This is a genomic window from Leptotrichia sp. OH3620_COT-345 (assembly GCF_003932895.1).
Classification (GTDB): Bacteria; Fusobacteriota; Fusobacteriia; order Fusobacteriales; family Leptotrichiaceae; genus Pseudoleptotrichia.
This window is the reverse complement of record NZ_RQYW01000019.1, coordinates 19,118-39,184: the sequence shown is the minus strand read 5'-3', so window position 1 is coordinate 39,184 and position 20,067 is coordinate 19,118. Positions and strand designations below refer to the sequence as shown.

25 protein-coding genes are annotated in these 20,067 nt (G+C 28.7%); 1 reads left to right on the top strand and 24 read right to left on the bottom strand.

Annotation, left to right across the window (positions count from 1 at the left end; all coding sequences use genetic code 11):
• Window positions 1-56: 56 nt before the first annotated feature.
• From EII29_RS09905 to EII29_RS09895, 3 genes are read right to left on the bottom strand one after another with little or no spacing between them, the layout of a single operon-like run.
• Window positions 57-584, bottom strand: a complete 528-nt coding sequence (locus tag EII29_RS09905; RefSeq protein WP_233573309.1) for a glycoside hydrolase family 108 protein — start codon at window positions 582-584, stop codon at window positions 57-59.
• Window positions 584-1,150: a hypothetical protein gene (locus EII29_RS09900; protein WP_125237374.1), complete on the bottom strand. Its 567-nt coding sequence runs from the start codon at window positions 1,148-1,150 to the stop codon at window positions 584-586. The genes EII29_RS09905 and EII29_RS09900 overlap by 1 nt, the downstream gene beginning before the upstream one ends.
• A 10-nt stretch (window positions 1,151-1,160) precedes the next feature.
• Window positions 1,161-2,099, bottom strand: coding sequence for a tyrosine-type recombinase/integrase (locus EII29_RS09895; RefSeq protein ID WP_125237373.1), 939 nt, complete (start codon window positions 2,097-2,099; stop codon window positions 1,161-1,163).
• A 41-nt stretch (window positions 2,100-2,140) separates the two neighbouring features.
• On the opposite strand from EII29_RS09895, the gene EII29_RS09890 reads away from it, so the two are divergent.
• Complete coding sequence (locus tag EII29_RS09890) at window positions 2,141-2,479, top strand: hypothetical protein (RefSeq protein WP_125237372.1); 339 nt, start codon at window positions 2,141-2,143, stop codon at window positions 2,477-2,479.
• Here EII29_RS09890 and EII29_RS09885 read toward each other — a convergent pair.
• The 21 genes from EII29_RS09885 to EII29_RS09790 form a co-directional block, all read right to left on the bottom strand.
• Complete coding sequence (locus EII29_RS09885; RefSeq protein ID WP_125237371.1) at window positions 2,476-3,270, bottom strand: hypothetical protein; 795 nt, start codon at window positions 3,268-3,270, stop codon at window positions 2,476-2,478. The genes EII29_RS09890 and EII29_RS09885 overlap by 4 nt on opposite strands.
• 35 nt (window positions 3,271-3,305) lie before the next feature.
• A complete protein-coding gene (locus tag EII29_RS09880; RefSeq protein ID WP_125237370.1) occupies window positions 3,306-4,115 on the bottom strand; it encodes a DUF2313 domain-containing protein in 810 nt (269 codons plus the stop codon).
• Complete coding sequence (locus EII29_RS09875; RefSeq protein ID WP_125237369.1) at window positions 4,115-4,501, bottom strand: hypothetical protein; 387 nt, start codon at window positions 4,499-4,501, stop codon at window positions 4,115-4,117. The genes EII29_RS09880 and EII29_RS09875 overlap by 1 nt, the downstream gene beginning before the upstream one ends.
• Before the next feature lie 8 nt (window positions 4,502-4,509).
• Complete coding sequence (locus EII29_RS09870; protein WP_158612514.1) at window positions 4,510-5,604, bottom strand: baseplate J/gp47 family protein; 1,095 nt, start codon at window positions 5,602-5,604, stop codon at window positions 4,510-4,512.
• Window positions 5,588-6,070, bottom strand: coding sequence for a DUF2634 domain-containing protein (locus EII29_RS09865; protein ID WP_125237367.1), 483 nt, complete (start codon window positions 6,068-6,070; stop codon window positions 5,588-5,590). The genes EII29_RS09870 and EII29_RS09865 overlap by 17 nt, the downstream gene beginning before the upstream one ends.
• Window positions 6,071-6,180: 110 nt before the next feature.
• On the bottom strand, window positions 6,181-6,657 hold the full coding sequence (locus EII29_RS09860; RefSeq protein ID WP_125237366.1) for a DUF2577 family protein: 477 nt from the start codon (window positions 6,655-6,657) through the stop codon (window positions 6,181-6,183).
• A 1-nt stretch (window position 6,658) separates the two neighbouring features.
• On the bottom strand, window positions 6,659-7,789 hold the full coding sequence (locus EII29_RS09855) for a hypothetical protein (RefSeq protein WP_125237365.1): 1,131 nt from the start codon (window positions 7,787-7,789) through the stop codon (window positions 6,659-6,661).
• Window positions 7,790-8,470: a hypothetical protein gene (locus EII29_RS09850; protein ID WP_125237364.1), complete on the bottom strand. Its 681-nt coding sequence runs from the start codon at window positions 8,468-8,470 to the stop codon at window positions 7,790-7,792. It abuts the gene before it with no gap.
• 2 nt (window positions 8,471-8,472) lie between these two features.
• Window positions 8,473-10,875: a phage tail tape measure protein gene (locus tag EII29_RS09845; protein ID WP_125237363.1), complete on the bottom strand. Its 2,403-nt coding sequence runs from the start codon at window positions 10,873-10,875 to the stop codon at window positions 8,473-8,475.
• 43 nt (window positions 10,876-10,918) lie between these two features.
• On the bottom strand, window positions 10,919-11,050 hold the full coding sequence (locus tag EII29_RS13095; RefSeq protein ID WP_255411034.1) for a hypothetical protein: 132 nt from the start codon (window positions 11,048-11,050) through the stop codon (window positions 10,919-10,921).
• A gap of 41 nt (window positions 11,051-11,091) precedes the next feature.
• Entirely contained in the window at window positions 11,092-11,538 is a 447-nt protein-coding gene (locus EII29_RS09840) for a hypothetical protein (protein ID WP_125237362.1), read from the bottom strand.
• A gap of 1 nt (window position 11,539) precedes the next feature.
• Window positions 11,540-11,971: a phage tail tube protein gene (locus EII29_RS09835; protein WP_125237361.1), complete on the bottom strand. Its 432-nt coding sequence runs from the start codon at window positions 11,969-11,971 to the stop codon at window positions 11,540-11,542.
• Window positions 11,972-11,983: 12 nt separating this feature from the next.
• A complete protein-coding gene (locus EII29_RS09830) occupies window positions 11,984-13,117 on the bottom strand; it encodes a phage tail sheath C-terminal domain-containing protein (RefSeq protein WP_125237360.1) in 1,134 nt (377 codons plus the stop codon).
• Window positions 13,118-13,579, bottom strand: a complete 462-nt coding sequence (locus EII29_RS09825; RefSeq protein ID WP_125237359.1) for a hypothetical protein — start codon at window positions 13,577-13,579, stop codon at window positions 13,118-13,120.
• A gap of 1 nt (window position 13,580) precedes the next feature.
• Entirely contained in the window at window positions 13,581-14,003 is a 423-nt protein-coding gene (locus EII29_RS09820; protein ID WP_125237358.1) for a hypothetical protein, read from the bottom strand.
• 9 nt (window positions 14,004-14,012) lie between these two features.
• Complete coding sequence (locus tag EII29_RS09815) at window positions 14,013-15,179, bottom strand: hypothetical protein (protein ID WP_125237357.1); 1,167 nt, start codon at window positions 15,177-15,179, stop codon at window positions 14,013-14,015.
• A 22-nt stretch (window positions 15,180-15,201) separates the two neighbouring features.
• Entirely contained in the window at window positions 15,202-15,552 is a 351-nt protein-coding gene (locus tag EII29_RS09810; protein WP_125237356.1) for a hypothetical protein, read from the bottom strand.
• Window positions 15,553-16,482: a hypothetical protein gene (locus EII29_RS09805; protein ID WP_125237355.1), complete on the bottom strand. Its 930-nt coding sequence runs from the start codon at window positions 16,480-16,482 to the stop codon at window positions 15,553-15,555.
• Between the two features lie 128 nt (window positions 16,483-16,610).
• Window positions 16,611-17,078, bottom strand: a complete 468-nt coding sequence (locus tag EII29_RS09800) for a phage virion morphogenesis protein (protein WP_125237354.1) — start codon at window positions 17,076-17,078, stop codon at window positions 16,611-16,613.
• Window positions 17,075-17,332 carry a hypothetical protein gene (locus tag EII29_RS09795; RefSeq protein WP_125237353.1) on the bottom strand — a complete coding sequence of 86 codons (258 nt, stop codon included), beginning with the start codon at window positions 17,330-17,332 and terminating at the stop codon, window positions 17,075-17,077. Before EII29_RS09795 ends, EII29_RS09800 begins: the two co-directional genes overlap by 4 nt.
• The gene (locus tag EII29_RS09790) at window positions 17,329-20,067 is read right to left on the bottom strand and encodes a DUF935 family protein (RefSeq protein WP_125237352.1); all 2,739 of its coding nucleotides are present in this window, start codon (window positions 20,065-20,067) and stop codon (window positions 17,329-17,331) included. The genes EII29_RS09795 and EII29_RS09790 overlap by 4 nt, the downstream gene beginning before the upstream one ends.

Genomic DNA, 20,067 nt, shown 5'->3' with positions numbered 1-20,067 from the left:
TCCATTTACAATTTGTAATAAAAATTCTTTCATTTGAATCATCTCCTGTTTTTTATTTAAAAATTATTTTTTATAAATTTTTCTTTTCTATCAACCCTGTTTAGCCAGCCCTTAAGGAATACCTGTTGTGTTGGTCGACTTGCTACTATACTTCTGTAAAACTTTCTTTGCAAGTCATGGTAAACTTCGAGAAATTTTTGAGGATTTACGTTATTTAAGGCAAGTAAAGTATTATTTCCTATTTTTCCATCTACAGCTAAGTTACTACCATTTATTATATTCAAAGCTTGTTGTGCTTTTTTAGCACCCCAAGTCCCGCTGTTTACAATCCAATCGCACACGGATAAAGATACTTTGTCGTCTACTATTTCATTTAACCGATTTCCTAAAAAGTATTTCTTTCTATATATATATTCCGCTATGGATAGTGGCATATCCCTCATATGCCCTTTGTAGCCATATTTTCTAGCTTCAACTTCTATAATACCGTATTTTGTTGCTCCGCCTTTATCATTTTTATGATTGAAATACCCTCCTTCAACTAATTGTAGATATTTAAAAATTCTGTCAAATCTTTCTTGCATTATTTCTTAACCTCCTTTTCTATAATTTTTATTTCTTTATTTAATTTAGCTATTTCTTTTTTTAGAAGGTCCATTTCCGAACTTATCTCAACTATTCTTTCTTCTGTTTCAGTTATGTCAAATCCAAGTTGTTCAAACTCTTTTTTTTCGTTATTTTTTTCTTCTAACTCTTTTTTATATTTGACATATTCCTGTTGTTTAGTGTACCTTAAATCTTTCAGATACTGTAGTTTTAATATTTTATCTTCTTCCCATTTATTTTTACTTTTGTTCCATATACTGTAATTATCCGGCTTTTCAATTTTTTTAATTTCATTATTTTCTAAAAATTCACCATCTTTTAAAATAATAATTTTATTTTTTATTTTTTCAGAAATGGTCATCTCTCTTATTTCTCCATTTTCTATTATTGGATTTATAATTTCAGTATAAGAAATATAATTTTCTCCTTCCTTAAATTCGCTACAGTATTTTAATTTATCAGATTCAAATTGTTCTTGTGTTGGAGCTAGGTATATTCCTAAAAGTTCTCCTCTCTCAGAATAAAGATAAATTTTGAATTCCATTGCTTTCCTCCTAAAATCCTAATTTTTTTCTAATTTTTAAAATTTGGTTTCTTTTTTCTTCTCCTGTTTTCTTTTTAATATAATGCTTTTTTGTAACATCTACTCCTGAATGATTAGCAAATTCACTTGCTAAATCAATTCCACCGACTTCCGCTAATAGATTAATACTTGTTTTTCTCAAACTGTGAGGATAAAGGGTATCTATTCCCACAAGCTTTCCAATTTTTCTTATTCTATCTCTTATAGTGCTTTTACTCATTTGCTTAGATACTCCATTGTATTTGGTAACAAATAAGTATTCCGTACTGTTATTTCTACATCTTAACCACTCCTTTATAAGCTTTATCGTTTCCTCAAATATTGCAAACTCTACAATTTTTTGTTCTTTTTCTACTATTCCTGCAATTATTCCGTTCTCTAAGTCAATATTTTGGATTTTGATTGAATGTAATGCACTTATTCTGCATGCTGTATCAATAATAAGATTGAATATTAACTGATCTTGTAAGTCATATTTTTCAGACAATTTCATTTTTACCTGTATTTCTACCACTTCTTTACTGCTTAAATAATAGCTTTTTCTTCTCTTCTCCACATCTGTAACTTTCAGTCTATCTAATTTATCCCGGAACGGATGATCTTCAATCAAATCTCTTTTAACTGCCCAAACATAAAAGCTACTGATTGCTGTTAATTTATTATTTATTGTCTGTGCATTATTACCTCTAATTTCTCTACAATATCTTATAAATTTTTCTAAAACAGGTACTATACTTTTCATTGTATTTTTACCTAATAAATAACAGTTATTCTCATATTTTTTGAGATACTCAATAAACTGTTTTATATTGTTTGTATAAGTTCTATATGTTGTATTTTTAGTTGCTTCGTTCCTCGCTATACAACTATTTAAATACTCTTCATAAATTTTCCAATTTTTATTTACCATTTTTCATCACTCCTATACTTTCTTTTAAGTATAGGGGATTTTTGTACAAATTGGAAAATTTGTCCGAAATAGTGTATCTAAAAAACACACAGATTGACAGCCGAACAACACTCTACTTTGAAACTTGTACATTAATAAAAATAGGTAACATTGTTATTTTTAACGGTTATTTAAAAACAAATTACAATGGATATATTAATTCTCCTGGAGTTGCACTTTTTAATCTTCCTTACCTTCCTTACAAAGGAGAAACATGGATAGAACCGTTTTTTACTTTGCGTTCTAACGGGATCTTTGAGGTAGGAGCACATGGCGGATATCCTTCTAATAAAATAAACAACCCCAGACATATTAATTTTGTGTATGTTTCCAATGGTTAAATCCTTGCTACAGTTATTCCTTGCCCCGTCATTTGTAAATTTCCAATATGCCCGTTACGTATAGATGGAAAAATACTTAAACTTCTTTCTGTGGCATTAAAGTAACATTCTGCAACTTCTCCGCCTGCTCCGCCCGTTCCATTTGCGGCAGAAAAATTTAAAGTAACTGCATTTTTGCAAAACCAATCTGGAATATTTACAAATTTGGTTTCGTATTCATTTTTTACGCCAAGATTGGAAAAACTAATTATTCTTAAACTCCCAACAGCAATTAGATTAAAAATCTGTTGATTTAATCCATTGGCACTATTTAATCTTACTTCCTCTTGCCTAAAATTGGATAAATTTTCCAATCTGTCCGAAATTCCGTAATTGGAAATATCTTTATATTTTGTAAGGTCAAAGCTTGTGCTTACATGTGTTTCTATACATTTATATATTTTTCCATCGGTTAAATCATTTATGTACCATTTCCCTGCCTCTTTATTAGAAACTTTTGAAACATAGCCTCCTAATATTCCGCCAATTCCTTTTAGCCAATCTTTTACATCTACTGCATTCCCATTTTCAAGTCCAAATTTTACAATACCGGGATTTTCATTTGTAGCTAATCCTGTCATATTGTCCAAATTATTCAATAAAACATATAATTTCATAAAATTTCTTGATACTTTTCTCAAATCTGCTATTGTATCAAGTTGGAATAGTTCAAAAACATTATTTTCAGTATTTGTAGGAATATAAGTTGTTTCATTTATATTTTTTATCAAATCTAATGTCTGTTTTTTCATTTTTTCCTTTCCGTTTGTCAGTCGTGACTGACAAACTAATATATAATTTTTATTTCATACCATGCAGGAATAACTTCATAAATCAAATCAAGCCAGTAATCTAGATATTCTCTATCTATTCTGTTTGATTTAAAATTTATAATATACTGAAAATTGTCTTTATCATTTTCAATAGTAGTATTTTCGTTATGTATAAAATATAGTTTCATAGTTTCTTTTATATCATTTAATTTTGCTGATTTTGAAAGCATTCTTTTAGCAATTATTCTATTTAATCGAAAAATTGTAGAAAGATTTTTGCTTGAAATCAGTCCATAATCCTCTTCAAACTTTTCTAAAATTTCAGATCTTGCTGTTAAAAATCTTCTGTTTTTGATTGCATTATCTATTGAAAATTCAAGTTTTTTCAATTCTTCATCAGCAAAACGAAAAATACTTTGAATTAATTTTGCCGACTGAAATATTCCTGGAAGAGATTTAAGCATACTATTGTAATAATCATTTCTCGCAATGTTGTATAAAATTAAAGAATAATCCTTGTCTAATCCTAAAGCAAAAGGAAACGTTTTTTCTGTAATTTTTTGAGTGAATTTTACATAATCCTCGTCTATATTGTAAAAGGCAAAATCTTTTACTTTGAACTGCAATAGATTAACTGCCTTTAATTCTCTTAATTTATTTACATGCTTCACAAAATTAGCTTGTTTAGCATTAATTTTTATTAAGCTGTAGTCTTCGGAACGTCCGTCATTTACAAAATCTCTTACATAAAAATCAAATAATTCCGAAGTTCTAAAATTTTCTTTAATATAATGCCCGGATTTTTGATGAACATTTTTTTGCATTAATTTCTTAATCCTATGACGTAGAAATTCTTTGCTATTTCATATTGCATTAGAGCATGAATAATGACTTCATCCCTTGCATCAAACAAAGCATAATTTATTAAATTCCCTCCGCTTAGGGAATCGTATATTCCGATTCCTACGACTCTTCCCCAGTCTTCTCTCGCTTCAGGAAATTTAACAGAAGCTGTGTTGCTTGTTTCGTTTGATGAAGTTGTACTGAAATTTATAGCTCTACGACTATATGATGCAGCAACAAGTTCAACTGCATTTTCTACTCCGGACGGCAACGTAGAAAAACTTGTTAATAGTCCTGCATAATATGTTTTTCCAGCTAACATATTATTTAAAATTTGAGATTTTGCAGATAAAGTAAATCCGCTCATTTTTCCTCCTAATCTAAAGATTTTATAGTAACAGTTCCGATACTTACAAGATCTTCGTCTGTTAATATAATATCTTCTTTTGTGTTGTTTATATCTATATTTGAAATTTTCTTGAAAGCTTTTACTTCAAGTAATTTTTCAATTACTTCAGCATAGTAAATTCTGTTTTCTTCAAATAATCCTTTCAAAAATGCTTCATTTAATATTTTTTTTGTTAGATTGATAGCACTTTCTTCGTCATATTCTCGATTTAAAATTGCTTCAAGAGTTATGTTTATTTTTTTATCTCTTACCGAATTCACTGTAAATTCTGCATCTGTTATAATTTCATTATCTAAAAATAATTTTATTTTATTCAGATCTGCAGTTTCGATTATATTGTTTTCTTTTCCTGTTACTACTATTTTAAGTGTTCCTTTGCCGTTCCAGCGAGGGACAATCTTAATTTTTTTCAATATGTCAAAGTTTTCTAATAACATCTTTTCTATCATTGTTGCATTATAGTTCGCACAAATTCTAGATAAAATTTTTTTTCTCCGTATATATAATTCCTCATCTGTTTCTATATCTTTTCCATTAGTAACAGCTATTTCATTTTCAACTCTTTCAAGTCCTTGATATGACACAGCAAAAGAGTTTATTTCTCCGATTGAAACATTTCCAGAGCTTCCTGCTTCAACAGCTTTTACTAAAACAGTTGTATTTCCAATAGCTCCATTAGAAGGAATTTCTTTTGTTTCTTGTATCTCATATAAATTCTTATTTGAAGCTACTTGATATCCTTTTTGAATTATAGCTCCCGGTATTCCATAAATTTTTACTGTTCCTGTTGCTGCCACTGCTGGAAATCTAAAAATATAATCTTCTTCGCAAATTTTATCTAAATCAATCCCTTTTGCTGTTTCAGCGTGATGTTTTTTAGATAATTCGTCATATAAATTATTTTGAATCAATAATTCAGTTATAAAAGCTCGAACTATTTCTCGTGGAAAACTACCGACTGAGTTTTCAAAATTTTGCATTGTTTCTTTAAAAATTTGGTCAGTAAGTTGATTTATTTCATCTTTTTTTATTTCTATTTCTTCTCTAGTTACCAAATTCAAACACCTCATCTATCTTTAGAATTTCTTTTTCTGCAGAGTTGAGGACTACATCAAATTCAAAATTTAATTTATCCTGTTCAAAAATAGAATAATAATTTTCTATAGATTTTATATATTTATGTTCTCGAAGAGCTTCAATTATTTCTCTTTTAATTTCAGATATTAAAAATTCTTCTGTCAAAGGATTTCTTCCTTTATATTTTTGAATACCGACTCCAAACGTAGATTTGTCTTTATAATAAATTCTCCAAGCGTTTTTAGTTACTATAAGGCACTTAATTATCCATTGTTTTACAATCTCTTTTTTTGTTTTTAGTAATACAGGAGAGCCTTTTTCATCATATAAAAAATCATTTTTTTTAAAATCCCATTTTAATTCAAATCTCGGTTTTTCTTCTTCTGCCTCTATGTTTTTGTTTTCGCCATAAACTTTCATGTTACTTAACATAGAGTTGGGTAGACTCATTAAATCACCTCCAGTTTGTCAGTCATGACTGACAAATAAAAAGAGTCCAGCTCGCTTTCGCATAACTGGACTCTCGGTCTCTTACTTTTATGTTATTATAGCATATTTTTTTAATATTGATAAGCCTTATCCACTAAATAGAATTTTTTTTGATTTTTAAATTCATTCAAAATCACTTCATCTCCAATTTTAAGCTCATCCGTCCACTTATTATTGCCTTCAGCTTTGTACGTTCCTGAAAGTTTTCCGGAAGCGACTATTTTTTTATGTATATTACCTCCACTATCTTGATTTGAATTGTCACTTATATTAATTTCTTCTATTTCTATTTTTATATTTCCTTTTTCTTCAAATTCTCGATTATATCCTTTAACTTTTTCCCATGCTACTATTATTTTGTCTTTATTTAGTATTATTTTTTCATCAATTTTCACTCTTAAATTTGGTGGAGCTTCAATGACCGTTCCTAAAAACGGTCCATTCCAGTCGGGATTTTTAAATTTCTCCTGCAATACCTGTGCTAAAGCATTATAGGATTTGTCAGGTTCTTCGTGTTTTACATCGTTTATATTTTCTTTTTCTTCCATATTAATCAATCCTTTCAATTAAATCTAATGTTAAACTCATAAAATATATATTTGTATCATATAAGGTATATTTCCTTGAAAAAGCATGATTTACACTTTTTACTTCAAATATACCTTGTATTCCTGTTTGATTTTTTTCTATTTTTACCAAATCTCCGGCTCTTAAAATAGGAATGCCGGGAACGGCTAAAGTAAAAGTTTTATCTAATTTATTTTTTTCTTCTAATAAATTAATAGCTTTTATCTGCTTTTTCTCTTTTTTCTTCTTTTCAGATTTTTCTTTTTTAGATTTCTTTTTTTGTTTTTTACTTTCGTTTTTATTTTTTTTAGAAGATGCTTTCTGGTCATTTTTTTCCTGTTTTACTATATATTGTAATAATCCATATTTTTTTATGTTTTCTTCATCTTTGGCCAGATCTGTTTTATTCATTTTTTTGTCATCTCCATCAACGACAATAATGCTGTTTTTCATATTTTCGAACGAAACTGAATAAGAAGCGTCTTTTATAAATTTAAAAATATCGATATATTTTTTATTGATTAAAATGCTATACCTTTTCGGGGTAATATTGCCATCTTCATACTTGTCTTTATTTCTTTTGCAAAAGTGAAATTTATTTTCTTTGAAATAGAAATAAAAATTTTCTCCTGATTCTTCTTTGATTATTTCAATGATTTTTTTTATAATTTCAGCAATGGTTTCTTTGTAAAAATATTCATCAATTTTAACAGTGCTGTTTTCAATATTTCCAACTGGCATTTTAAATTCATTTAGCATGTTTTGGATACATTTATCAGCTGTAATATTATTAAACTGAAATATATCAGCTATTCGGGAAATATAAAAGCCGGGATCATAAGCAGTAAATTTCGGAGAATCTTTACTTATCTGAACTTTTGGAATGATGCCTTGGAAAATATTAGTTTCCAAATCATCATATAGTTCAATGGAACAAGCTCCATCATCTAAATCAACAGGAGAAAACGGAAGTTTTTCCCTGTAATTATAAGCAAGTTCAAAATCCATTTGAGCTGCTATATTGTCTATATTACTACTTAATTGAATATTATCCTTAACTAAACTTGAAACATCATATCTTTTCTGTTCCGGATTTGTTATTATTACTCTCATTTATTCCACCTTATAGTATAATTTTTCTTTTAAATTTTGCTCTTCTTTTATATCTTCAAATTCTTGAAATTCTTCAAATTCTATATCAAAATTTAATGTTCCGGTATTGTCAAAGTCTGCTTCAAATCGATTTACTGTCGCTAAAAAATTTAAGTCTACAGGATTTACTAAACTTGTCAATGTGCTTTTTCCGAATTTTCCGATAAGAATAAATCGGACAGGTTTATCACTAACTTCCAAACTTTTAAACAGAATAAAAGTTGTAAAAGGATCCAACAAATGGTGTGATGCAAAATTATATTTTTGCTCAGGAATAAAAGATTGAAAAGAAATTGCCTGCAGGTCATTTTTACTTTTTAATTTTAAAATTCCATTTACAGTTTCTATTTTTTCCCATTTTCCTATTCCTTTAAATTTTAGCTCTGAGGGCGAAACAGGAAATAAATAATACTCTTTTAAGTTTTGAAGATAATTATTCGCCTGAGCGAACAATTTTGACGACATAGCATCACCAAATTTATTATTCATTATTTCTTTTGCTTTTTCCAAAAATTTTACATCCCCCATTTTTTTTGATAAAAAATCTACAGTATTAAAACTGTTACTTCCTAAAAATTTTAAATTGCTATAATCAATAGCTTCATCAAATTTTATGAATATTTTATAATCTAAATTAAACATATTTATCCTTTCTCAAGAGATGCTCTTATTTTATTTACTACTTCATCTGCAGTTAATCCATGTACGTTTAAAATTAAATTCCTATTTTTAATAGAACTTGACACATTATCTAATTTCTGTCCAAGAAAATTTTTCATTGCAATAATTTCAGTTTTTACTGAAACTAACTCAGTTTTTAAATCATTTAAAACATTATTTCTTGTTGCATCTTGAGGATTATTTTGTATAGCTCCTCCTATTTTTTCAATATCTGCAGAAAGGTTTTTTGAGTCAAATTTTATTTCTGCCGGCATATTTGTAGAAGGTGCTGGTATTTCTCCTTGTTTATAATCAATCGTTGTTTCTATGTTTTCTTTTTTATTTATTTCCACTTGTGCTGTAGCACCTTTTTCAGCAGTTTTTCCTAATTCCTTAAGTTCTTTATTAACATCTTGAAGAGATTCCTTACTTTCTTCAGCATCCTTCTTATTAAATATTTTTTTAAAAAATCCGCCTACTTTATTTATAGCATTTCCTAATAAATTAAACAGGTCTAATAATGCTTTAACTTGTGTTCCTACAACCCAGCCTAACAACTGTGCAATAAAGTTTAAAATAGGTCTTACAAAATTATAAACGCTGGTTATTATGTTTGCAATTGTCATAAAGGCAGAAGATAAAGTTGTGGATAATTTCTTTCCAGAATTTCCAGTAAGTCCTGCAGCCTTCATAAATCCGGTAAAAAAACCGAAAAAAATACTTACAAGATTATTTACTATTCCGCCTAAAACTTGAAAAACAGAAGAAAAAATTCCACCGAATACAACAATAACATTAGATAATCCTTCAAAAATCGTTTTAAATTGATCACCATGTGCCATAAAATTTTGGAAAATATTCATTAAAACTCCGCCTACAATGCCTACAAGTTGTATTAATGTAGGCACTAAAGTAGCACTTATAATTTTCCCTATTTCTATCATAAGCTTGTTAAATTCAAGAAACATAGGACTATTAAAAGAGGCTCCCAGTTGGTCAATATAAGGGAAAATTCCTAATATTATATTTCCTATTTTTTCAATAGTAGGAGCCATTGCATCTCCCAACTTTATAAGCCTTGTTGTAAAATTAGTATTTAACTTGTTCCAAGTTGCTTCAATTCCTTTATTCATTGTTTCAAATGCTGTGTCAGTTGCTCCTGTGGCATTTTTCATAGCTTCTATATCATCGGCAAATTTTTTAGCTCCTTCTCCCGTAAGGGATAATGCTACCTGTGCCGCTTCAGCACTTCCAAAAAGTTCATTTATACCTTTCCCGGTTTTTTTAGAACGCTCTTCTAATATTTTTAAAGCACCCTGCAAATTTCCACCGGATGCAATAAACTCCTTAAAAGATTTTCCGGATGCCGCTTTAAATTCTTTAGAAACTTTAGATGTCCCCTGAGATAACTCCGAAAATGCTGCTTTTAATTGTGTCATTGCCACTTCTGTTGGAGTACCCTTTGAAGTCATACTGGCTAATGCTGCAGAAACATCCCCAAATTGCACTCCTAAACTTGCGGCTAAAGGTCCAACTTTACTAATTCCGGATGCAATTTCTTTAAATGTTGTTTTACCTTGTTTTACTGCAGTAAACATTAAATCGCTTGCTTGAGCCGCATTTATATTTTTCTCCCCCCAAGCATTTACAATTGAGGATAAACCGTCAACCGAAGTTTCTATATCTGCAACTCCTGCTGTTGCTCCTTTTTGTGCAGTTTCTAAAAAGGACATTACATTATCTTTCGGCACTCCTGCTGATAAAGCTTGATATAAAGCGGGAACTGTTTTCTCAGGCAGAACTCCAAATTTATTTGAAAGATCTAAAATATCATCTTTCATTTTTTGCATTTGTGGCTGTGTTATGTTAGGAAGCAGTGTATAAACTTCATTCATGCTACTTTGGAAATTTTTAGTAACATTAACAGCATTTTTTCCAAAATTCCAAATAGCTTTTCCAACTGTTTTTATTGCTCCCATTGCTAAATTAGCTTTAAAAATATCCTTAAAAAAGGAAACATTTTTACTCGCATTACCTGCTTCATCGGATAGTTCTTTTATTCCTTTTTTACCTTTTTTTCCCGATTTATTAGCTTCTTCCCCCATTTCTTTAAATTCTTTACCTGTTTTATCAGCACTCTTTCCAGATTTATTTGTTTCCTTCTGAAATTCATCAAGGGAAGTTTTTGTCCTTTTTATGGTTTTTCCTGCTTTTTCTAATGTTTCAGTTGCATTTTTAAAACTATCATCAAACTTTTTATTTTTTTCCTCACTATCATTAACTGTAAAGCTCAAGTTTTTCATTTCATTTGAAAGATGCGATAAACTTGAAATCGCTTCCCGCAATTCAACTTGAATTTGCATTGCCATATATTGCTCATTAGCCATTTTTCCTCCTAAAAGAAAAGGCTCAAAACTCTGTTTGAACCTCTTACAAACTCAAGAATTCTTCAAGAGTTATACTTTTCTTTTTTTCACTTTCCAATTCTGCTACAGCAATATAATATTCCCAGAGTTCATTATTTACATTTTTAAAATCTGCTGGAGTCCAACCTTTTTGCATATAGTATATTATTGCATTTAAAACAGAATCTTTATTTTCTTTTATTTTTTTTTTATTTTTTCTACTTTTTCATTCTTACCTTTTTCAAAATCTTTTGCGGTTTCTTCAACTAACTGCTTAAAAATATTGGCTATTTCATGTAATTCAAAAAATTCTCTTATTATTTCTCCTCTGCTTTCTACATTTAATTCTGCCATTAACTCGGCTGAATTTTCCTCAAAATTAGGTTCTATAAAGAAGGTAAAAATAAAGTTACTCATGTCTTTTAACAATCTTTCAGGATTTTCCATTAACTTTTGATTTATTTCTTTTTTGTTAAAGTCTTTAATACCTAGTTTTTTAGCACATAAATCTAAAAATTCTTCTGCTGTAGGTTTTCTTAACTTAAAAGGTTCAGAGTATCTTTCTATTTTTATATTCAAGTATTTTTTTTCTTCTTGTTCTTTTAAATATTTCTCTCTTTCTTCTATTAATTTTTTTAAATCCATACTATGCCCTTTCAACAGATTTTAATTTGTTAGCTATAAATCCAAATTTTAGTTCTTCAGTTATTTCTTCTCCGTGTTTAGCAGAAAATTCATATCCTTCGTCGTTCCAACACTCGGATATTTTTATAGCTTCTGCTCCTGAAGCATCAGGATCATTAACTTCCAAATATAACTCAAATAAAACTTCTTTTCCGTCTTTTAGTTTTTCAAAATAAGTAGTCCATTTGGAATTTAATTTATATCTTTTCAAGGTTCCTTCGCCAGATTGCCCAGTTATTTTTTTCCCCATTTGTCCACCGGGAAGTTTTATTTCTTTTCTATCTACTTTAATTTGTGCCGTCCATTCAAAAACTTCCGCTATCACTTCCCCATTTATCATACAAGTTCCATATGATCCGGACATAACTTGCTGGGGTTTAAATATATTATCCATTAATTATTCCTCCTAACTTCTTATTATTGCTTTTCCGTAAAAATCTTCCATCGCATCAACAGGCATTAGCTGTTCACACAAAATATACACTCTATCAATTGTATTTATTCTTCGGATTTCAGAAATACTTAATTTATCCACTTGTTCTCTTGTCATATTTCTTTCTGTCATAAGAATTCTTTTATGTTCCGCTATGTCAATATCAAATTCATTGGGATATTCAGAGTCTAATATTCCTTGCTCCATTAAGGAATTTGTATAAGCATTTATAGCGTTTATTAAAGCCATTTTTTGCGTGTAATTGTTATTTCTTGCTCCTTTATAAATATCCCAAGTTTTTTTAAGATCCTCCGTTACCATTAATAAAGTTCTCACTACTTTTATTTTGCTAAATCTTCTTTGTTTTATAGTAGTAGGACTTACAAAAGAAGTAACTCCTCTATTTATTACATAATAACTTAGTCCTGTGTCGTCTTTTTGTAAAGCTACGGTAATTTTTCCGGCTTTTGTTATTGTTCCCGGATTTTCAGGAAGCTTACATTTTTCTATAAATCCCATCTTCATATTAGTAATACTTCTACTTATGCTACATCCTGCTTCCAAAGATGCAATAGCAAGAGCAAATTCAGACTTTGTATATTGTGTTCCGCTTACTGTAACTTCATCGATGTCATTGTTAATAATTGCGTGATGATCAGGGTTTTTATCAGAAGCTACAAACGTAAAAAATGATGCTTGATTAAAATCTACTGCTAATTTTCCAGTCTCGACGTTGTGCCTTTGTTTAGCATAAGATATTAGTCCATCTGTTTCATCTTCTGTAGCTTCAGGTATTACAAAAGAATCAACTTCATTTTCTAGTTCATATAAAATTTTTGATAAATTTATAGTTGTTCTTTCTTCTGTTTTTATCCTTCTTACAACAACTTTATAAGGTCCACCTACAAAAGCTAAATTTCTTAAATATTTGAAGTTCTTATCAGTCCAGTCTGCTTGTAATACTTCTAATGCATTTGCATATTTATATATTTCTTCGTCTTTAGTTGAATCAAATAAAATAATTCCTAAAACACCTTGTTGGCTTCTTTGAATTGCTGTTGCTGCTCTTTCCTCAATTTCAAGCACAAATTTAGGACTTCCGTTCATTTATTTCACCTCTTTTTTATTTGTAAATAGCCTTAACATAGGCTTATATTCATTTTTTCTATCTAATATATTTTTAACAGGGTTTGTAATTTCAAATTGTCCGGAGATTCTACAAACCCGAAATGTATCTTTTACATCATTATTTCTTAGCTCTCCAAATTCTACACTTAATTTTCGGGAAAAAAAGGACATGTTTTCATCCAAATTTTGGATTTTTCTTAAAATATCAAGAGATTGAACAATGAAATTCCCCAAATCATCTTGTATTTTTGGCTTAGTTATATAAAAATTCAGAATAACGTGGTAGTGCTTATTATCTATTAAAATAATTTCAGATATTTCACAAACAATAGTATTTCTAACAAAATCTTTATCCTCGATTTCATCTGTTATAAAAAGAGAGAAATCTGGATAATCTTTTTTCATGCTTTCTTCCAGTTTTAATAAAATCAAATCAAACATTTTACTCTCCTTTAAATACTCTTATTTCTCCATATCTATTATCACTTTCTAAATTTCCAGAACCGGAATCTGAAGCTGTTCCTTTTATTTGATCTAATAGTTTATATAAAGTATCTCTTTTGTCTTCAGATACTTTTTCATTTTCTGTAGACTCGTATAATTTCCAAGCAACATACAATTCCTGTAATATTCTTGTATTCTCTTTACCTAAGTTTTTGAATTTTTCTTCTCCGATGTAAATTTTAATAAAAATATCGCAATCAGGAATAAGTCTTTCCTGTATTTCCTTTATCATTTCTTCTGCAGTTAGTTTTGAAACCCTACAGAGTTCAATCAAGATTGTTTTTGGAATATAATTTATTTTTTCAAATTCCTTTTCATTCAAAGCGACTTCTTTCGAAGCCGCCGAAATTTTTTCTAACATATATTACCTCTATAATTCACCTAATCTTGAATTTATTGCGTCTTTACCGCTCTTTCTCGTTTCTTTTATAAGCATATAATTCAATAAATCTTTATCAGTAAGTGTACTTATAGCTGCTGTCATGCTTGCCACTTCCATTGTTAAATAGTAATTTGCAATTGCATCTAAATCTGAAACAGCTTTTGACATGACAATGCTATCTATGTTTTTCACCTTATATCTTACAATAAATTCTTTTATAGCCACAACAGGTGTAAATCCTGTTTTTGCAAACATTTTTCCTCTTGCAGTTTCTTTATCGGCTGCTTTTTTATCCAATATTTCAGTAGTTCTTGCTACGAAAGGATTCCCAGAGTCATCAACAGCTTCTAATGCTGCATAAGCGGAAACTAGTGCCGCATCTGAAGATAAATAAATGTATTCATCCACATTTATGTCCTTATCTTCAAATGTTTTTGCATTTTTTAATTTAGATATTCTTTGCCCTAACAGGTCAAGGTATACTTGCTGTTTGTCAGAGCTTAATCCGATGCTATTTGAATATGCTTTTGCTATTTCTAAGAATTCATTATTTTTTATTATTTTTTCAAATAATTTTCTTCCAAGTTCCAGTCTATCTGGGTATATTCCGTTTTTTTCTTCATAATCGTCAATTAGTTTAAAAAAGAACATAACCCAATTTTCAACTGTTTTTGCATCAATTTCTTTTGGTTCTTCGTATTTATAGTCAATTACTGTGCCGGATTCTTTTTGTAAATATTTTCCTAATAAGAAAATGTTTGCTGCAGCTTTTTCTTTTGTTTTTAAAATTGCATTTTTAAGTTTAGCTAATAATCTATCATCTTCAAAGTCTTGTGCTGAAATTTCTTTTCCGCCAATCAAAGTAACTGTAGAAGTCGGCATAATAGGTTTTAAAGGATAAGATGCTGCAATTATATCAGGAGTAATTACTGCAGAATCTATTCCATTAACTTTTATGTATGGTATCTCGCTTCCACGTTCAATTATTCCTGCTTCTACCAAAAAATCATTCAGGTCCTTTATGTTTATTGTTTCATTTTCACTTAAAAAGTCAGGATTAGTTCCCGAAAATCTATCTAAGTAGTGAGTTGTTACTTTTTTTTCTACAACAGCAAATAATGCTGTTAATTTTATTTGTGTTTGTGTTAATGCCATTTATATAGGCTCCTTTCTTTTGTTAAAATTTTACATAAATACCGTATTTTTCAAGATTATCAAGTGCATCATAGCTTGTTTTTTGTATTCCTTTAACATATTTTCCGTCTATATCTGCACTCCTCACAACTTGAATTACAGTATCAGAAGATGTTTGTACTTCATCGTCCATACCACAATAAAAGGTTTTTGGTAAAATTCCACTTCCCGTGTATTTTATATACTTTCCTGTTGCGGTATCAAGAGATAAAGCCTGTCCATATTCTATATTTTCTCCGCCTTTTAGAGTTACGTTAAATCGTGGAAAAAATTCATTTAAAATCAAATTTTTATTTTCTGTTTTTTTAACAACTACTCTATTTCTTTCAGCCATTTATTTCACTCCATTTCTTTCTTTATATTTTCTTATTTCTTCATCTGCATAACTTTCATTTTCTCCATTAAATTCAATAGAATTTTTTTCATAAGACTTCATACCCTCAAAGATTTTTTCCAAAATCTCTTTGGATTTAGACTGTTGTGTTTCATTGTTTTTGGAAAATTCTATAATTCCGTCATTGTCTTTCATAACCTTAGTTATTAATGTTTCTATTCCTAAATCCTTCATTGCAGGAGTAATTTTATTTTTATTTTTTTCCATAAATTCTTTTATTTCCTGCTCTTTTGCAAATTCTTTTTTTACTTCTTCTTTTATTTCTTCTTCTGTTTTTTCTGGAACTTTTTCTTTAAATATAGATAAATCAATGTCTTTTTTTGCAACAGATACTTCATGTTCTTTTAAAGACTTTATTGTGGCATTTATAAGTTTTATTTTATCTTCTAAAGCTATTCCTCCTAATTTACTTAAAATTTCTTCTAAATTCATTTCATCACCTCTATTAAAAATTATTGTTTTATCTTGTTTTATCCAATCCATTTCTATTTTATCTTCAGAAAATTCTAAATTTTTCAATGAGCCGGAATCTGCTACTGCAGGAGTAACTCCCTCAGGTAGTGCTCCTACTCTTGTTATCTTTTCATTTTCTATTTCAACTGATAAACGGTCAACTTTTCTATTTTTAAAATGTTCTTTATTAAATATTTCAATATCATCGGCTATTATTTCATCATCTTTTATTTTTATATTTTTAAATTTTCCAATAATAGGTATTTCATGTTTCAAAATTCCTTTCCCAGTAAACTCCGAAGTATGAAAAGGGATAATATCAAGTTCTTTTTTATTTTCTAAAAGTTTTTTAAACTTATCTCCTGTCCATTTTCCTTTATTTCCATAATCTCCGGCTTTAAATAATAAATAACTCATTTTTTCCTTCTTTCCGTTTGTCAGTCGTGACTGACAAACAAAAAAGTCCAGCTCGCTTTCGCGTAACCGGACTCTTGGTCTCTTCTTTTTACATAACTATTATATATTATTTTTTGAAATTTATCAAACTATTTTAATTTTTTTAGGAAAAAATCACTTACAGTTTTTTTAATATCTTCCTTATTTTTATTGGAAATTCCAGAAAATTTCCTTGCAGGAACATTAATTTTTTTGGAAAAATACTCTATTCCTCCTATGGTAAACTTTAGCATTTTTTTATTTTTGGGTTCTATAGTTCCACCTAAATCATGGAGTCTGGCATATTTCAAATTTGAAAAAATGGAAACGGTATCACCTTTAATTTCTGCAGTTCCTAACGACCCCATTAAAGCTCCTGTATCTCGTAAAGGTTTTCCCGTTCGATACTTTAATTTTTTCCAAGCCTTTCCTTTATAGTCAGTTCCTCTATCAAATCTTTTCCGCATTTCATTTTCCATATAAAAACCGATTTCATCCATTAAATTTTCTTGTTGTATATCATCTAATTTTTTTTGAAATGTTATAACAAATTCATTGATATTATTCTTTATTTTCATAATAATTTACCTTTATAAGATAAGATATCTTTATTCCCATAATTATCTTTTCCATATATTTTTTCATATTTTTTCTTATCAAACCAAATATCTCTCCTATCAGGAAAATATCTTTCATCTTTTAATCTATTTCCTTTTTCATCTTCATAATAAAGATTAATTTTATTATTTCTAAAATATTCTATTTCACTTTTATTAGTTTCAGGAATTATCAAAATTCCTAAATCTGCTCCGTTATCTTCTTGTTTTCTCATTGCAAACTCCCTTCTATTATTGTTAATTTGCCTTTCTTATATACTTTTTCTATTTTTATATTTGTTTTTTTATCAAATAAAATTTCTAATTCAGGGGAATAATAAGCATCTTGCTGACTAAGAAAAAAAGCTTTTTTTCCTTTTGGAACTTTTATATTAAACACTACTCCTGTTTCTTTTGCAAAACTTTTAGCCACATCAAATGATAAGCTTGTTGATAAAAAACAATTATTTGGAATTGTTTTTCCAATAAGTTTTTCTCCAATCAAGATTAATTGTTCTGTATGTTTTCCCGAAACTCCTCTAAACACTTGAATATTTTCTTTTATTTCGTTTTTATTTATAGCAGAACTTATTAAATCTATTTCCTTTTGTAACTTTTCATTAATTTTTCCTGATAGTAGAACCTCATTTATATCAGTATAACTATCCCCTGAGTAACTCAGGATAGCCTTATGCTCTTGATAAGTTATATCCTGTACATCTATTATACTATAAAGATTTACAATGTCAAGTGCATTCTTATATTTCCCTTTTCTACTAAAAAAGGCATTATTTAATAATTTTTTCTTTCCTTTTAGACTGTTAAAATCTTTAGCCTTAATTTGATATTTTTCTTCCAATTCTCGAATATATTTTTCATTTCCAACGCTTCCGGAAAAATTCTTTGACTCTAATCCTTCAATATTTCCAGAAACAATTTCCTTTCCTTTTATTTCAGCCGAAGACAACGAAATAGTATAACATCGACAGTTATATCCATTTGGCGGATAGTATAGATCTCCTTCAGGACTTCCAAATTTAAATATTTTACCATCTAATTTTCTTGTATGTTCTTGTTCTCTCCCGTCAATAGTTCCGCTATATTGGTAATATGGGAATAGGTCTTTCATTTTTTCCTGTCTTTTGTATATTCCTGCATTATACGCATGACTCATATTTGTTCTATATACTGTTTTCAAATAACCTTCTTTGGTTTTTAATCCCGCTTCTTCTATAATTTTTTCACTATCTTTTAGCCAATCTTCAAAATTTCCACCATTTTCAATATTTTTAATAAGATTATTTAAAAATTTTTCTGTTATATTAATATCTGTAATAGGCTTCATCCAGAAGTTTTTATGTCTTGCATATTCTGTAATTCCTTCCACATCTTCATGTAATGCAGGATATTTTTTAAGAAAAAAATCAAGTGTATCATTTTTTGTTTTTCCTTTTATTCCATTAGAAAAATATGAAAATTCTGTTACAGCATTATCAAGAGAGGCTTGATTATCAAATCCTATTAGTTCAGCTTTTATAATCATTTCTTCTAAATAATTATCATAATCAAACTTCATTTCAAAAAAATCATCTATATTTTTTACTTTAGATAATGCAACTTTTACAGCTTTAATAACTTTTCTTTGATATTTATCAAATGTATCATTTATAAAATTGTCAAAATCCTTCATGTTTTTTTCGATTTTTTCTCTTTTTTTATAAATATCATTTTTTTTAGCAAATTCAAAATCTCCAGAAACAGGATTATTTTGTACAGTAGTATTACTATTTGTTATTTCAATTAAGTCTGTCGTTTCCATTCCCAAAAATTCTGCTAATTTTTCTTTCGTTAAACTGTATCCTGCAGTTGATAATTTTGAAATAGAATCCATTTTTTTAGAAAGTATCTCTGCTTTCTTTTCCTCTAATTCAAGAGTTCCTTTTTCATCAAGTTCCTCTATAAATTTAAAATAGAAATTTTTACTATTATATCCATAAAGTTGTGCATCAATTTCTATTATTTTTTGAAACCAATCCCGAATTTTTTTTATTTTAGCATTTATTTTTAACTCTTTCTGTTCATTATGTACTTCTCCTAACGCTCTATTACCGCTGTTCCCGTCTACCCCTGTTACAAGAGTAGAGCCTAATATATATTTCTGTATAGCTTTTTCCTTTTCTTTTTGTAGCTCTGTATAAATCTCAGGCTTTAAATCATCTAATTTGATAAATTTCACAAATTCATCCATCGATTTTTGACCGGAACTCGGAACTGCAAGAACATCTTTTCCTTTTGCTTCTTTTAATTGTTTTGCCTGATCTTCTACACTTTGATATCTTTTTTTCTTTTCCTCTTCTGTAGCAGTTTCAAGTGGGGGCTCATAAGCAAATACTGTAATTATATCTCCGTATTTTTCTATAATTGCATTTAATTTATTATCCAAATTTTCCTTTGATTTAAATACTTTCACAAGAGGTTCTAAATCACTTTCTCCTTGCATATTTTCCAATGTTCCGTTGTTTACACATACTAAAAATTTATTGCTCTGTTTAGCAATAATAATTTCAGAATCTTTTGTTTTTATTTTCCAGCCTTCGTCTTTATCAAAAGAAATATATTTGTTTGGCAATAAGATTAAGTCATTTACAACCATGTCTTGAAACGATATTTCGAAAATACTCTTTTTATTTACAGTTGCTTTCAACATATCATCTAAAATTTTTGACATATTAATATTATTAAATCTTTTCTGTATTTCCTTAGCCTGTGCTTCATATTCAAGCTCATCTGTTGCGATCATCCATTCCCTAGATGTAATAGATTCGTGCATAAGCTCCAAAGCAGATCTTATATCAATATCTTTTAACATCTTTTTTAGCAAGTCATCAGTTAATTCTCCAGAAGAGGAAGAACTTCCCATTTTAATTATTTCCTGAACTAATTTACTTGCTGTAGTTTTTAAAAAATCCAT